This window comes from Streptomyces sp. NPDC002817 (genome assembly GCF_053592055.1).
Genome location: NZ_JBSFUY010000009.1, coordinates 285,954 through 298,779 on the forward strand (window position 1 = coordinate 285,954; position 12,826 = coordinate 298,779).

At 70.4% G+C, this 12,826-nt stretch carries 13 protein-coding genes; 1 reads left to right on the forward strand and 12 read right to left on the reverse strand.

Annotation, left to right across the window (positions count from 1 at the left end; genetic code table 11):
• Window positions 1–6: 6 nt before the first annotated feature.
• The 5 genes from ACWD3I_RS20285 to ACWD3I_RS20305 form a co-directional block, all read right to left on the reverse strand.
• The gene (locus tag ACWD3I_RS20285) at window positions 7–1,065 is read right to left on the reverse strand and encodes an Ldh family oxidoreductase (RefSeq protein ID WP_365404346.1); all 1,059 of its coding nucleotides are present in this window, start codon (window positions 1,063–1,065) and stop codon (window positions 7–9) included.
• A 14-nt stretch (window positions 1,066–1,079) separates the two neighbouring features.
• Entirely contained in the window at window positions 1,080–2,789 is a 1,710-nt protein-coding gene (locus tag ACWD3I_RS20290; RefSeq protein ID WP_365404343.1) for a thiamine pyrophosphate-dependent enzyme, read from the reverse strand.
• Window positions 2,790–2,802: 13 nt separating this feature from the next.
• Complete coding sequence (locus ACWD3I_RS20295) at window positions 2,803–3,663, reverse strand: amidohydrolase family protein (protein WP_365404340.1); 861 nt, start codon at window positions 3,661–3,663, stop codon at window positions 2,803–2,805.
• A 135-nt stretch (window positions 3,664–3,798) separates the two neighbouring features.
• Window positions 3,799–4,995, reverse strand: coding sequence for an L-2-hydroxyglutarate oxidase (gene lhgO, locus ACWD3I_RS20300; protein WP_365404337.1), 1,197 nt, complete (start codon window positions 4,993–4,995; stop codon window positions 3,799–3,801).
• Window positions 4,988–6,454 carry an aldehyde dehydrogenase family protein gene (locus tag ACWD3I_RS20305; RefSeq protein WP_365404334.1) on the reverse strand — a complete coding sequence of 489 codons (1,467 nt, stop codon included), beginning with the start codon at window positions 6,452–6,454 and terminating at the stop codon, window positions 4,988–4,990. Before ACWD3I_RS20305 ends, lhgO begins: the two co-directional genes overlap by 8 nt.
• Window positions 6,455–6,589: 135 nt before the next feature.
• Between ACWD3I_RS20305 and ACWD3I_RS20310 the strand changes: the two genes are divergently transcribed.
• Entirely contained in the window at window positions 6,590–6,877 is a 288-nt protein-coding gene (locus ACWD3I_RS20310) for a putative quinol monooxygenase (RefSeq protein ID WP_365404331.1), read from the forward strand.
• An 80-nt stretch (window positions 6,878–6,957) separates the two neighbouring features.
• On the opposite strand, the gene ACWD3I_RS20315 is transcribed toward ACWD3I_RS20310, so the two are convergent.
• The 7 genes from ACWD3I_RS20315 to ACWD3I_RS20345 form a co-directional block, all read right to left on the reverse strand.
• Window positions 6,958–7,944: a methionine synthase II (cobalamin-independent)-like protein gene (locus ACWD3I_RS20315; protein WP_365404328.1), complete on the reverse strand. Its 987-nt coding sequence runs from the start codon at window positions 7,942–7,944 to the stop codon at window positions 6,958–6,960.
• Between the two features lie 3 nt (window positions 7,945–7,947).
• On the reverse strand, window positions 7,948–8,424 hold the full coding sequence (locus ACWD3I_RS20320; protein ID WP_365404325.1) for a GlcG/HbpS family heme-binding protein: 477 nt from the start codon (window positions 8,422–8,424) through the stop codon (window positions 7,948–7,950).
• On the reverse strand, window positions 8,421–9,224 hold the full coding sequence (locus ACWD3I_RS20325) for an alpha/beta fold hydrolase (RefSeq protein ID WP_365404322.1): 804 nt from the start codon (window positions 9,222–9,224) through the stop codon (window positions 8,421–8,423). The genes ACWD3I_RS20320 and ACWD3I_RS20325 overlap by 4 nt, the downstream gene beginning before the upstream one ends.
• 26 nt (window positions 9,225–9,250) lie before the next feature.
• Window positions 9,251–9,622, reverse strand: a complete 372-nt coding sequence (locus ACWD3I_RS20330; RefSeq protein WP_365404319.1) for a VOC family protein — start codon at window positions 9,620–9,622, stop codon at window positions 9,251–9,253.
• Window positions 9,619–10,389, reverse strand: coding sequence for a fumarylacetoacetate hydrolase family protein (locus ACWD3I_RS20335; RefSeq protein ID WP_365404316.1), 771 nt, complete (start codon window positions 10,387–10,389; stop codon window positions 9,619–9,621). The genes ACWD3I_RS20330 and ACWD3I_RS20335 overlap by 4 nt, the downstream gene beginning before the upstream one ends.
• Window positions 10,386–11,834, reverse strand: a complete 1,449-nt coding sequence (locus tag ACWD3I_RS20340; protein WP_365404313.1) for an NAD-dependent succinate-semialdehyde dehydrogenase — start codon at window positions 11,832–11,834, stop codon at window positions 10,386–10,388. Before ACWD3I_RS20340 ends, ACWD3I_RS20335 begins: the two co-directional genes overlap by 4 nt.
• A 62-nt stretch (window positions 11,835–11,896) precedes the next feature.
• Window positions 11,897–12,814 carry a VOC family protein gene (locus ACWD3I_RS20345; protein ID WP_365404310.1) on the reverse strand — a complete coding sequence of 306 codons (918 nt, stop codon included), beginning with the start codon at window positions 12,812–12,814 and terminating at the stop codon, window positions 11,897–11,899.
• Window positions 12,815–12,826: the final 12 nt, after the last annotated feature.

A 12,826-nucleotide genomic window follows, 5' to 3' on the forward strand; every position in this document is an offset into this window, starting at 1 on the left:
CGAGAGCTACGCGACCGTCGGCGGGGTGACCCCCGACTTCTCGGCGCTCTCGGTCAGTTCACGCCACACCTTCGGCGCCACCGGCACACCCTGCTCGCCCCGCCGGGCAGCGACGGAGGCGCTGCGCTCGCCCGGGTAGAACACGCCCTCGGCACCGTCCGCGGCGGGGAGGCCCTTCAGGGTGCCCAGGGTGGTGTCGACAGCCGCGGTGAAGGCGTCCGGGTCACCGAAGGCCGCCGGGTCGATCGCGATGAGCAGGGCGTTCTGGCGGTGCTTGCGGCCCTGCGGGTCGTCCGAGTGGAACGAGGCGAAGATCGGCGCCCCGACCAGCACACTGGTCAGCAGCTCGAACGCGAGCGACATCCCCGACCCCTTGGCGCCACCGAGCGGCAGCGGCATGACCGCCTTCTCGGGGTCGGTCGTGGGGGTGCCGTCCTCGGTGGCCGCGGCGCCCTCGGGCAGCGGGGTACCGCTCGCCTTGGCCTGGCGGATCTTGCCGAGGGCGATCGTGGCGGTGGCCATGTCGAGGAGCAGCGGGTCGCGCTCGGCGGCCGGTACGGCGATGGCGAGCGGGCTGGTCGCGACGGCGGCGCCCTTGACCCCGGTGTAGCCCATGTTGGGCATGCCGGCGACGAACCCGAGGCCGACCAGGCCCTGTTCGGCGATCTTCGAGACGTAGTAGCCGATGGCGCCGGTGTGCACGGTCCGGCGTACGCCGACGGAGGCGATGCCGGTGGTCCGGGCCCGTCGTACGGCCTCGTCGGCGGCGGCACTCAGCGCCACGGGACCGGGCGCCCGGTCGGCGTCCAGGACAGCCGCGGCCGGGATGGTCGACTCGATCCTGATGTCGGGGTTCGCGTTGGCGACACCCTTGGCGAGCAGCTCCAGGTACGCCGGGACGCGCGCGGTGCCGTGGGAGTCGACACCGCGCAGCGCGGCCCACACGAACACGTCGGCGGTGGTCCGGGCGTGCTCGGGGCTCAGGCCGCCCTTCTCCAGGAGGGCGGCGGCGAAGGTGCGCAGGTCGTCTGCGGGGACCAGGACCTTGGAAGGAGCGTTGGACATGGGGGTCTCCTGGATCAACGGGTGACGAGGATGTCGACGACTGCCGTGGTGCCCTCGGCCACGGCCTTCAGAGCGCGCTCCAGCGCCGGCACAAGAACATCAACCGTGTCGACGGTCTCGGTGTGCATGCCGAACGGCTCGGCGAACGCGGCCAGTCGGGGCAGCCGGTGGAGGTCGGTGCCGAGCCACTCCCCCGTCTCGGCGGCCGCGCCCTCGGGGTAGAAGCGACGGTGGTTGAGATTCATCGACTTGTAGACACGGTTGTTGAACACCACGATCAGCAGCGGGAGTTCGTAGGCCTTGGATGCGTCGTACGACTGGATGACCGGGTTGTAGGCGAACGCGCCGTCGCCGATCGTGAGCACCACCGGCCGTTCCCGCGCGGCGAGTTTGACGCCGAGCGCGACAGCGATGCCCTGGCCGAGGCCGCCCTGTACATAGAAGTACGAGTCGGGTTCGGACGTCTGGACGTGCCGCTTCACGATCCGGCTGTGCGTGATGGTCTCGTCGACGACGACCCCGTCCGTGCCGTCCAGCAGCTTGCGCAGGGTCGCGGCGACCAGCACCGGGTCGATGCCGGTGGTTTCGGCGGCCTTTGCCTCCGCGCCGGCGATGGCGGCCTGCTCGGCGGCGTGCCGCTCCTCCTGCGCAGCCCGACGCAGAGCCACCGCACCCTCGTCGAGATCTTTCGCCCGCTTGGCCAGCTGGCGCAGGGTGTTGGCGACGTTGCCCTCCAAGTACCGGTCCGCGAAGAGGACTTGGTAGGCGACGTGCGGCCTCTGCGGCACCTCGTCGATCACGACGATCTGCGCCTTCGAGGGCTTCCGCGACGGCGGATAGAAGGGGGCTCGGCAGTTGACGAGCAGGATCAGGTCCGCCTCGTCCATCCACGGGCCGATGTCGCTGCCGGCGTGCAGCGGGTGGGTGCGCGGGAAGTTGCCGCACACCGCCGAGTCCGGCTCGACCACGGGGATGTCCCACGCCTCCGCGAAGGCGACCAGAGCCTCGAAGCCGCCGGCCTCACGGCCCGCCGTCTCCGTCACGATCACGGGGTTGCGGGCCTCGTGGATCATCTGGGCGACGGGGTCGACCTCTTCCGGCGAGCTGTGCGTGGAGCCGGGCGGGACGATCGGCTTGGCCTCGCGGCCGTCCCAGTCCTCCAGGAGGATCTCCAGCGGGACGTTGAGGTACGCCGGTCCCGCCGGGGCCCGCCATGCCAGCTCCGCGGCGCGGGCGACCATGGTGGGCAGGGTGTGGACACTCGCGGCCTCGTTGGACCACTTGGTGAAAGGCTGAGCCATTCCATGGGGTCCGCCCACGATCGACAGGTTGCGGTACCACTGGCCGCCCGGGTCCTGGCCCGGGCCGTCGCCGTACGTGGTCGACTCGGAGGAGCTGACCACCATCGGGACGCCCGCGAGGAGCGCGCCGTGGACGGCCATCGAGCCCTGGAGCAGACCGGGCGCCGCGTGCAGCAGCACACCCTGCGGGCGGCGCTCGACCAGGCCGTAGCCGGTGGCCATGCCGACGGCCACCGTCTCGTGCGTCAGGTCCAGGTACCGCGGACAGGGCAACCCGTCCCTGTGGCGCCGGGCGAGGGACTCCCACACAGGGGCCCATTCGGACCCCGACGAGCAGAAGAGGTAGTCGGCGCCGACGGCGTTGAAGGCGGTGACGAGAGCGTCGCCGCCGTCGGCGCCCGGGGAGTTGGGGATGTCGTTCATCTCTCGTGGTTCCTCAGCCCTCGATCGGCCAGTTCAGGACCTCGGAGATACCGCGGCCCATGATCCATTCAAGCTCCTCGGGCGTGAAGTCCCAGTGCTTGGTGAACTGCTCGATCGTGTCGGTGTAGGTGATGCCGTGGCCGAGCAGGCGGGTGATGTCGGTGCCGTAGAAGCAGCGCTGCGGGCCCATCTTGTCGACCATCTCGCGCACGTACTTCTGGATGTTGCTGTTCGGGAAGGGCTGTGTCGAGTAGCCGGGAAGGGCCGACACCTTGACGTAGATGTTGGGGTGGGCGGCCAGGTCGGCCGTCTCCGAGACCCAGTAGCCGATCGCGTCGTCGACGCAGCGGGCCATGATGCCCATGTGGTCGATGATGATCTTCAGTTCGGGGTGCTTGGCGGCGATCTCGCCGAGCTCACGCTTCCAGATGGGGGCGTGGACCATGGTGGGGACGCGCAGCTCCTCGGCGATCGGCCAGTACCAGTCGTTGGTGCCGTCGATCATCCAGTTGCGGTCCTGCGGCCGGTGGAAGGTCAGGCGCGTGCCCTTCACATGCGGATTCTGGGCGAAGTCCTTCAGCATGGCCTTGCCCTCTTCGGGCTTGTTCTGCGGAATGCGGGCCATGATGCCGAAGCGGTCCGGGTACGCCTCGCAGGCTTCCAGCGCGTAGTCGATCCGGTCGCCCTCCCAGGACGGCGGCAGGATCAGCGCACGGTTGACGCCGGCCTCGTCCATCAGCTCCAGGGCCTCCTCGTACGAGAAGGGGTCCTCGCGGTGGCCGTTGAGGCGGATGCGCTCCCGCGCGCCGGGGACCCAGGGGCGGTCCGCGGACTCTTCCAGCCAGATGTGGATCTGCGTGTCGACAACGAACATCGTTCGGCTCTTTCTCTTCGAAGGAGGGGGTGACGCTGTGGTGCGATGGGAACGCTAGGCGGGTTCCGAGGCCTTGCGGAGCCCCTGGGAGCGCAAGCACTTGTTGCGCTCAAGTGCCCTCTCAGCAGGGCACTTTCATTGTGCGAAGACGGCATCGACGATGTGCTCCGCGATCGCCATGGAGGCCGTCGCCGCGGGCGAGGGCGCGTTGCGTACGGCGGTGATCCGGCCGGCGCCGTGGATGCGGAAGTCGTCGACGAGGGTGCCGTCCCGGTCCAGCGCCTGGGCGCGCACGCCCGCCCCGCCGCGCACGACGTCCTTGGCGCCGACGCCGGGGACGTAGAGCTTCGCGTCCTTCATGAAGGACGCCGCGGACAGGGCGCCGCGGTACTCCCTGATGCCGGTTCGCCAGTGCCGGGCGGCCATCCGCCAGGTGCCCGAGTAGGCGGCGATGCCCAGGAGGTCCCTCGGGGAGATCCTCCCCAGGGTGTAGCCCTCCCTGGCCAGGGCCAGGACGGCGTTGGGGCCGACCTCGACCGAGCCGTCGACGCGCGGGGTGAAGTGCACACCGAGGAACGGGTAACGCGGGTCCGGGACCGGGTAGACGAGGCCGCGTACGAGGTGCGTCCGGTCCGGCCTGAGGAGCATGTACTCGCCGCGGAAGGGGATGATCTTCGGTTCCCGCCTGTCCTGGGCGAGCTTGGCGACGGCGTCCGACTGGAGCCCCGCGCACAGGATCAGCCGGTCGACCTTGATCCGTTCCTGACCGGAGGCGACCTCGATGCCGCCCGGCACACCGGTGATCGAGGTGACGGGGAAGCCGAGCCGTATCTCGCCGCCGGATGCCTCGATGTCCTTCGCGAACTCCCGGGCGATCGCCCTGTAGTCGGTGATCGCGGTGCGCGGCGAGTGCAGGGCCGCGATGCCGCCGGCGTTCGGCTCGATCTCCCTGATCTCGTCCCGGGAGGCCCTGCGCAGGTCGGGCACGTGGTTGTTCTTCGCCCGCTCGTAGAGGTCGTCCATCCGGCCGAGCTCGTCCTCGCGGACCGCCATGACGAGCTTGCCGATCTCCTCGTACGGCAAGGACCGTTCCTGGCAGTACTCGCGCAGGAGGCCTACGCCCCGTACGCACAGGTCCGCCTTCAGGCTGCCCGGCGCGTAGTAGATGCCGGCGTGCACGACGCCCGAGTTGTGGCCGGTCTGGTGGACGGCGACGTCCTGTTCCTTCTCCAGCACCACGATCCGCGTCCCCGGACGGCGCAGCGCGATGTCCCGGCCGGTGGCCAGGCCGACGATGCCGGCACCGACGATGCCGACGGTCTCGTCAGCCATGGGCCCGCTCCGGGGCGCCGATGTTGACGGCCACCGTCTTGACGCGGGTGGAGAAGCGGAGCACCTCGTCGCCCTGCTCCTTGTAGGCCGTACCGGAGTCGCGGAAGCCACCGAAGGGCAGGTGGACGTCCCAGCCGGTGGTGGTCGTGTTGACGGCGATCTGGCCGCACTCGGCCTCGTCGGCGAAGCGGTGTGCCTTGCTCAGGTCCTGGGTGAAGACCGCGGCCGCGAGGCCGAAGTCGGAGTCGTTGACCGCGTCGACGGCCTCGGCGAAGCCGTCGACCGCGCGGACGACGAGGACCGGGCCGAAGACCTCCTCGCGCCAGATCGCCGTCTCGGGGGTGACATCGGCGAGGACGGTCGGCTGGACGAAGCAGCCGTGTTGACGGTCGCCGTCGGTGTCGGCCTTGCCGCCGGTGAGGACGACCGCGCCCTGCGCGACGGCCTCGGCGAGATCGGCGAGCACGCTGTCGCGCTGCTTCGGGCTCGACAGCGGACACAAAGTCGTCGCCGGGTCGCTGCCGGGGCCGGCCTTGAGCGTTTCGACCTCCAGGACCAGCAGGCGGGTGAACTCCTCCTGGACCGGCCGCTCGACGACGACCCGGCTGGTGGCCGTGCAACGCTGTCCGGCCTGGCCGAAGGAGGCGGCGACGACGGCCTTCGCGGCGGCGGGAAGATCGGCGTCCCGCAGGACCACGGACGCGTTCTTGCCGCCGAGTTCGCCCTGGAAGCGGACGTTGCGGTCGGCGAGGCGGCGGCGGATGCGGTTGCCCACGGCGTTGGAGCCGGTGAAGGTGATGCCGACGATCCGGGGGTCGTCGAGGAGGGCCTCCTCGATCTCCGCTGTGCGCCCGGTGACGACGTTCAGGACACCGGGCGGCAGACCGGCGTCGTGCAGGGCGCGGGCGAAGTGCAGGCCGGAGAGCGGGGTCTCGGTCGCCGGCTTGAACACCGCCGTGTTCCCGGCCGCGAGCAACGGGGCGAGCTTGCGGGCCGGGGTGATCAGCGGGTCGTTCCAGGGGCTGATCACGAGGATCGTGCCGATGGGCTCGCGCTGGGTGTGGGTGCGGTGGTTCGGGCGTACGTCGTGCAGGAGGGTGCCGTAGCCCTGCCGGGCCAGACCGGCGTAGTAGTCGAGGAAGTCGGCGGCCTTGAGGGTCTCGCCGCGGGCCTCGGCCTGTGTCTTGCCGTTCTCGGCGGTGACGTCGGCGGCGATCCCGTCGACCCGCTCGCGGATCAGTCTGGCCGCGTCGGTGAAGACCCGCGCCCGTTCGAAGGGGCTGGTGCGCTTCCAGACGGCGAAGGCACGCTCGGCGTGGTCGTAGGCGCGGGTGACGTCCTTGGCGGTGAGGGCGGGGATGCGGGCGATCGGGGCACGGACGTCGGCCGGGTCGTGGACGTCGATCCACTCGCCGGTCGTCACCCACTCCCCGCCGGAGAGGGTTTCCAGAGTACGCATGCCGTTCACGACACCTCACTGGGTGATGGCGGGACCAGTCCCGGGGCGGCAGACATTGGTTGCGCTCTGCGCGAGCCGCTGATCAGGGCGTTCATGGTGGAATCGGCGGGCCGGACGGACCATGAGGAGGACACGATGGCCTACGCAGTCATCGCCCGATACCACTGCGACCCCGCCGACGAGGCGACCGTGCGGGGTGCGTTGCTGAAGGTGCGCGAGCGTACCCGTGCCGAGCCCGCGAACCTGGCGTACGAGGTGCACGCGGAGGTGGGCGCGCCCGGGAGTTTCGTGTTGTACGAGCGGTACGTGGACCAGGCGGGGTTCGAGGCGCACAGGGTCGCCGATCACTTCAGGGAGTTGATCGTGGAGACGGTGTGGCCGTTGCTGGTTGACCGTTCGGTCACTTTTGCCGAAGTGCTCTAGCGTCTGCCTGGCTTGTGTTTCGTGCAGGGGCGCGGGTGATCTGTGGCTTGTCGCGCAGTTCCCCGCGCCCCTGGGGCGTTTCAGAACTCGTTGCCCCATACGTACCGGGCGAGTGTCTCGACCAGGACCAGCTTCCTGCGCTGTTGCTCTGTGGTCAGCAGGGGGGTGCTTGCCGCGTCGGCGAAGCCTCTCGACGGGGACAGGGCCGCGTCCTCCAGGTCCTTCAGTTCGCCTGCCGCGTCGATGCGGGCCAGGACCGTGTCGAGGTCCTCCAGGTCGGGTGCCGTCGCGTCCACCACGCCCAGGCACACGTCCCGGTCCTCCGGGAGCGCCCTGACCAGGTCGAGTTCGGCGTCGGTGCCCTGGTCGAAGGGGAGGATCCAACGGTCGGCCGGGATCTCGGCGTACAAGTGCTCGGCCGCCGCCCGGTCCACCTCGGCCGGCGCCGCCCAGCCGGGGCAGATACCGATGCGGACACCCTCGGGGCGCTCGTCGAGGCACACCGCCAGCGCGTCGACGGCGAGTGCGTCGTCGAAGGACAGCGCGCCCGGGGCGTCGGCCAACTGGTCCAGCAGCAGCGGGTTGTTGAGCTGGATCAGGCGTACGCCCTTCGACACCAGCAGCGCGATCTCCGTCTGGACGATCTCCGCGAGCGCCTCACCCAATTCACGGGCGGAAGCCACCCCGAGTCCGGGTCGGAAGGTGGTGGCCGCGAGGTAGGCCGGGGAGGGCAGCGACACCTTGGGAGCGATCACTGTCAGTTCGGAGAGCCTGGCTGCCCAGTCCGCGACCAGCGGGCCGCTGGCCTTGGGCAGGGACTCGGCGACCCAGCGGACCAGTCCGTCGGGGCCCACTTCGTCGGTACGACGGAGCCCCGACACCCCGTCAAGGACCGCGCTGCGGAAGTCCTCCCGGGGGAAGTCGCCGTCGGTGACGACCGTGGAGCGCAGCTTGCGCTGGAGGACCACCGCGTCCTCGACCGCCTGCCGCGCGCCGATCGTCTCGAGGTCGGAGGGTCGGACCAGGCTGCCGTGGTGGTCGATGCGGTAGTTGAAGGTATCCGCCATGACTCACGCGTCCTTTCCGGACGAGGCCGGCCCGCCCGCGACGCCCCAGGCGGCGAACTCGAGCTCGTAGCCCAGGGATTGCAGGACGTCCTCGGCGATCCGCTGGTCCTCGTCGGCGGTGCCGCCGGCGATGCCGAGGCCGCCGATGATCTCGCCGTCCTTCTTGATGGTGACGCTGCCCTCGGTGGCCATGATCGGCATGGCGGCTCCGGGGAGTTGGGAGAGCTGGGAGAAGAAGACGGGCTGGCTCTCCTGCCACTTCTTCAGCATCTTGCCGGGGCGCTGCATGATCGCCGCGGTGTAGGCCTTGGCGCGGGCGATGTCCGGGGTCAGCGGGCGGGCGCCGTCGGGGCGGCGGATGGCGATCGGGAAGCCGCCCGCGTCCACCACGGCGACGCTCACCGCCTTGCCGATCTCCTGGGCACGCTGGTGGGCGGCGACGATGATCTTCTCGGCGGCGTCCAGGGTGAGGCTGCTCATACGGTGTCCTTCTGTGCGGTCAGGGTGCGGCGCAGACGGGCGACGGCCGCGTTGTAGGCGCCGGGCGTCTCCCAGTACATGGAGTGCGGGGCGCCCTCGACGATCTCCAGGTGCGAGCCGGGCAGCAGTTCATGGGCGCGGGTCACGGTCTTCACACTGAGCACCGCGTCCTTCTCGCCTGCGAGGAAGGCGACCTTGACGCCCGAGGCCTGGATCCCCTCCAGGGACGGGCCGTTGGTGTCGAGGTTGCGCAGGTCCTGCATCCTGGCGACGTTGAACGTGCCCATCTGCTGGAACAGGAAGGTGAGATCGGCGCGCTCCTGCTGGAAGGGCTTGGTGAGCAGCCGGTCGATGACGGGCAGCTTGACGGCCTCGGCACGGTCGGCGGCGGCCAGCTCCTTGAGCTCGGGGTGGCTGATGCCGCCGAGGGAGTGGCCGAGGACGACGGAGGAGACGCGCTCGGGGCGCAGCAGGCCGGCGCGCAGGGCGGCGACGGAACCGATGGACTGGCCGACGAGCATCACGTCGGTCAGGTCCTCCTGGTCCAGGACGGCGACGACATCGCCGGGAAAGTCCTGGCCGTCGAACTCGGGCTTCGACGAGTGCGGCGAGGTAGGGGCGTCGGACTTGCCGAACCCGCGCAGATCGATGGTGACGACGGTGAACTCGGCGCGCAGCGCGGCCACTTGCTGCCACCACGCGGCATGGTGGCCGCCACTGCCGTGCACGAACGCGATCGCCGGACCGCTGCCGTGGCGCTCGTAGTAGATGGAGGTGCCGTCGGAGTCGGCAATAGGCATGTGAGTGAACTCCCGTGCAGACAGGCTCAGTTGGGGCGCTTGGCGTGGTGCACGAGCTCGATCATGGTGTGGTCGGGGTCGTGGATGTAGCAGAACTTCGACTGGTTCTCGGGGCGCTGGATCGGGCGGGTGTGCCGGATGCCCAGCTCCTTCAGGTGCTCCAGGAAGTCGTCCCAGTCGTCGACCTCGACGGCGAAGTGATAGGGCGCCATGCGCTCCATCTCCTCGACCGGCGTGAAGTGCAGATCGAAGTTGCCCCGGGTCATCAGCACCACACGGGTGTTGGACTTGGGCATGATCCGCTTCATCCCGAAGACCTTGGCGTACCACTCGGCGGTCCGGTCGGGGTCGGTGGTGGGAAAGTTGACGTGGTGGATGTAGCGGGGTTCCGCGGTCATTGCTGATTCCCTTCGAGGAGTACGGAGTTGGAGAGCACGCCGATGCCGCTGATCTCGACGTCCACGGTGTCGCCCGGCTCCAGTCGGCAGGTCGACTCGGCGCCCATCCAGAGCACGTCGCCGGGGTGGACGGTGACGTGCCTGGTCATCTCGACCAGGTAGTCGAAGGGGTCGAACACCATGTCGCCGGTGGGGAAGGAGGCCCGCGTCTCGCCGTTGACGCGCAGGGTCGTCGTCTGGGCGAGGGCGTCGACGTCGGTCTCGATCCAGGGCCCCATCGGCTTGAACGTGTCGCTGTTCTTGCTCCGCCAGAACGTGCGGTCGGCGTGCTGCCAGGCGCGGGCGCTGATGTCGTTGCCGATCGTCCAGCCGAAGACGGACTCGCGCGCCTCGTCGTACGTCGCGTGCCGCAGCGTACGGCCGATGACGGCGACGAGTTCGGGCTCGGCCTCGAAGCGGCCCTCGACCTCGCGCGGCTTGACGACGGGCGAAAGATGGCCGGTCAGCGCGTTGTTGGCGCGGTAGCCGACCTCGGGGCGGTCGGGGGTCGCGGCGCCTGCGTGGGCGATGTGCCGCGGGTAGTTGAAGCCGACGGCGTAGAAGACGGGTGGGACGACGGGCGGCAGCCAGAGCGCGGTCGCGCCGGGAACCGTACCGATGACCTCGGGGTCGCCCTCGATCGGCGAGCCGGAGAGCAGCTCGACGTCCTCCTCCCCCACCCGGCCCCACACCGCCCGGCCGCCGGCCGTGACTCGCGCGTATCTCATGGCGCCAGCAGATGGGAGACGCGCTTGGTGACCAGGTAGGCGTCCAGGGCCTCGGGCCCGCCCTCCCGGCCGTAACCGCTGTCCTTCACCCCGCCGGACGGGGCCTCGTGGACGGAGCCGCCGCAGTGGTTGAGGGAGAGGATGCCGGCCTCCAGCTCCTCGGACAGCTTCTCGGCGGTGGCGGAGGAGCGTGTGAAGCCGTAGGCGGCGAGGCCGTACGGCAGCGCGTTCGCTTGGGCGAGCGCCTCGTCGAGGTCAGCGAAGGGCACGATGGGTGCGAGCGGCCCGAACGGCTCCTCGTGCAGCAGTTCCGCGTCCTCGGGTACGTCGGTCAGGACGGTCGGCGCGAAGAAGTAGCCGGGGCGGTCGAGCCGGGTGCCGCCGGTGAGGAGCTTTGCGCCGCGAGCGAGGGCGTCGGCGGTGAGCCGCTCCATCGACTTCAGCCGGCGCTCGTTGGCGAGGGGCCCCATCGTCGTGTCCTCGGCCAGCCCGTCGCCCACGACCACCTCCTCGGCGGCCTTCACGAACTCGGCGGTGAACTCCTCGATCAGGCTCTCGTGGACCAGGAAGCGGCTCGGCGAGGTGCACACCTGACCGGCGTTGGCGAACTTCGCCTGGGCTGCCTTGCGGGCGGCCCGGACGGGGTCGGCATCGGCGCAGACGATCACCGGGGCATGGCCGCCCAGCTCCATCAGGGAGGGCTTCATGACCTTGCCGGACTCGGCCGCGAGGAGCTTGCCGACGGGGACCGAACCGGTGAAGGCGATCAGGCGGGTGACCGGGGAGGCGATGAGGTGGGCGGAGACCTCGGCGGGCTCGCCGAAGACGAGGTTGAGCACTCCGGCGGGCAGCCCGGCGTCGGCGTAGCAGCGGACCAGTTCCATGGCCGTCGCCGGGGTCTCCTCCGAACCCTTGATGACGATGGAGCAGCCGGCCGACAGTGCCGAGGAGATCTTCCGGTTGGGACCGCCCACCGGGAAGTTCCACGGCACGAAGGCGGCGACCGGGCCGATGGGCTCACGCCGTACGGTCAGCACGGTGCCGGGCGCCGAGGGGATGATGCGGCCGTAGGCGCGGCGGGCGTCGTCGGCGTGCCAGCGCAGGGTCTCGGCGGTGCGGCGGGCCTCGCCGGTCGACTCCGTGAGCGGCTTGCCCTGCTCCAGGGTGCTGATCCGGCCGATCTCGGCGGCCCGCTCGGTGATCAGGCCGGCGGCGGCGTGCAGGATCGCGGTGCGCCGCGCGACGGGCGTCGCGCGCCAGACGCGGAAGCCCTCTTCGGCGGCGGCGAGCGCGCGGTCCAGGTCGGCGGTGGTGGCGAGCGGTACTTCTCCGATCACGTCCTCGGTGGCCGGGTTCACGATCGGGGCGGTCCTTCCGGTTCCGCCCTGGCACCACTCGCCCGCTGTGTACATGCGGACCGTGGGGTAGCCGTGGTCGGTGGTCATGGGTGGGTGCCCTCTCAGGGGAGCGAAGCGAGACGGGGGCCTCGGCGGCCGCGGGCGATGCTTCAGGAGACCGGGGTGTCCTGGTCGCGGTTGGTGCGCAGGGCCCAGATGTGGTGGGGCGGGGTGGTCTCGTGGTGGCGGGTCTCGTAGCCGTCGTCGACCCTGTCCATGTCGGCGGCGTACTCGACACGGCCTCCGCACGGGGCGTGCAGGAACCGGAAGACGTTCGAGCCGACGGTGTGCCGGCCCAGTCGGCGCGCCTCCCGCCACCCCTTGTCGATCATGTAGTTGCCGCCCTCGATGACGTCGTCGAAGCCCGGCACCTCGTAGGCGATGTGGTTGACGCCGGCCCGGTCGGGGCGGTGGCACAGCAGCATGGTGTGCTGGTCGTCGTCGCCGGGGGCCTGCAGGAAGACGCCCATGGGTTCGACGACGTCGGTGGGCCGGAAGCCGAGACGGTCGGTGTAGAAGGCGACGGCCTCCTGTCTGCCCTCCTTGCGGATGTTCAGGGCGACATGGCACATGCGCAGGGGGCGGACCCGCTCGATCGGCCTCAGGGCGCTGTTCCAGCGGTCGACGCTGCCCAGCGTGTTGGACGGGCGGGGTGTGACCGGCGCCGGCCGGGGCCGGGCCAGGGTCAGGCCGACGCCGAAGCCCGTCTCGTCGACGGTGTGGTGGACACCGTCGGCGCTTCTGCGGACCTCGCGGTCCTTGCCGGCCGCGGCCACCAGCCGCTCCAGCTCCTGGGGGGTGTCGACGCCCCACACGACCTCGCGCAGGGTCGGGCCGTTCTCCACCGGGGGCGGCAGCAGCGGGCCGGGGTCGGTGTCCAGGTGGAGGGTCTGCCCGGTGCGGGTCTCGAACACGGCGTGCTCGTCGGTCCGCTCCACCAGGAACAGCCCGAAGTCGTCGAAGAATCGGACGCATTCGTCGAGGTCGTCGATGCTGTAGGTGGCCGATTCGATTCTCTGGATTCCCATGCATTCCTCGTT

Coding starts and splice junctions, on each gene's coding strand:
- ACWD3I_RS20310 (WP_365404331.1), top strand. CDS start 6,590: ATGGCCTACGCAGTCATCGCCCGATACCACTGCGACCCCGCCGACGAG.
- ACWD3I_RS20285 (WP_365404346.1), bottom strand. CDS start 1,065: ATGTCCAACGCTCCTTCCAAGGTCCTGGTCCCCGCAGACGACCTGCGC.
- ACWD3I_RS20330 (WP_365404319.1), bottom strand. CDS start 9,622: ATGACCGCGGAACCCCGCTACATCCACCACGTCAACTTTCCCACCACC.
- ACWD3I_RS20345 (WP_365404310.1), bottom strand. CDS start 12,814: ATGGGAATCCAGAGAATCGAATCGGCCACCTACAGCATCGACGACCTC.
- ACWD3I_RS20290 (WP_365404343.1), bottom strand. CDS start 2,789: ATGAACGACATCCCCAACTCCCCGGGCGCCGACGGCGGCGACGCTCTC.
- ACWD3I_RS20325 (WP_365404322.1), bottom strand. CDS start 9,224: ATGCCTATTGCCGACTCCGACGGCACCTCCATCTACTACGAGCGCCAC.
- ACWD3I_RS20320 (WP_365404325.1), bottom strand. CDS start 8,424: ATGAGCAGCCTCACCCTGGACGCCGCCGAGAAGATCATCGTCGCCGCC.
- ACWD3I_RS20335 (WP_365404316.1), bottom strand. CDS start 10,389: ATGAGATACGCGCGAGTCACGGCCGGCGGCCGGGCGGTGTGGGGCCGG.
- ACWD3I_RS20315 (WP_365404328.1), bottom strand. CDS start 7,944: ATGGCGGATACCTTCAACTACCGCATCGACCACCACGGCAGCCTGGTC.
- ACWD3I_RS20295 (WP_365404340.1), bottom strand. CDS start 3,663: ATGTTCGTTGTCGACACGCAGATCCACATCTGGCTGGAAGAGTCCGCG.
- lhgO (WP_365404337.1), bottom strand. CDS start 4,995: ATGGCTGACGAGACCGTCGGCATCGTCGGTGCCGGCATCGTCGGCCTG.
- ACWD3I_RS20305 (WP_365404334.1), bottom strand. CDS start 6,454: ATGCGTACTCTGGAAACCCTCTCCGGCGGGGAGTGGGTGACGACCGGC.
- ACWD3I_RS20340 (WP_365404313.1), bottom strand. CDS start 11,834: ATGACCACCGACCACGGCTACCCCACGGTCCGCATGTACACAGCGGGC.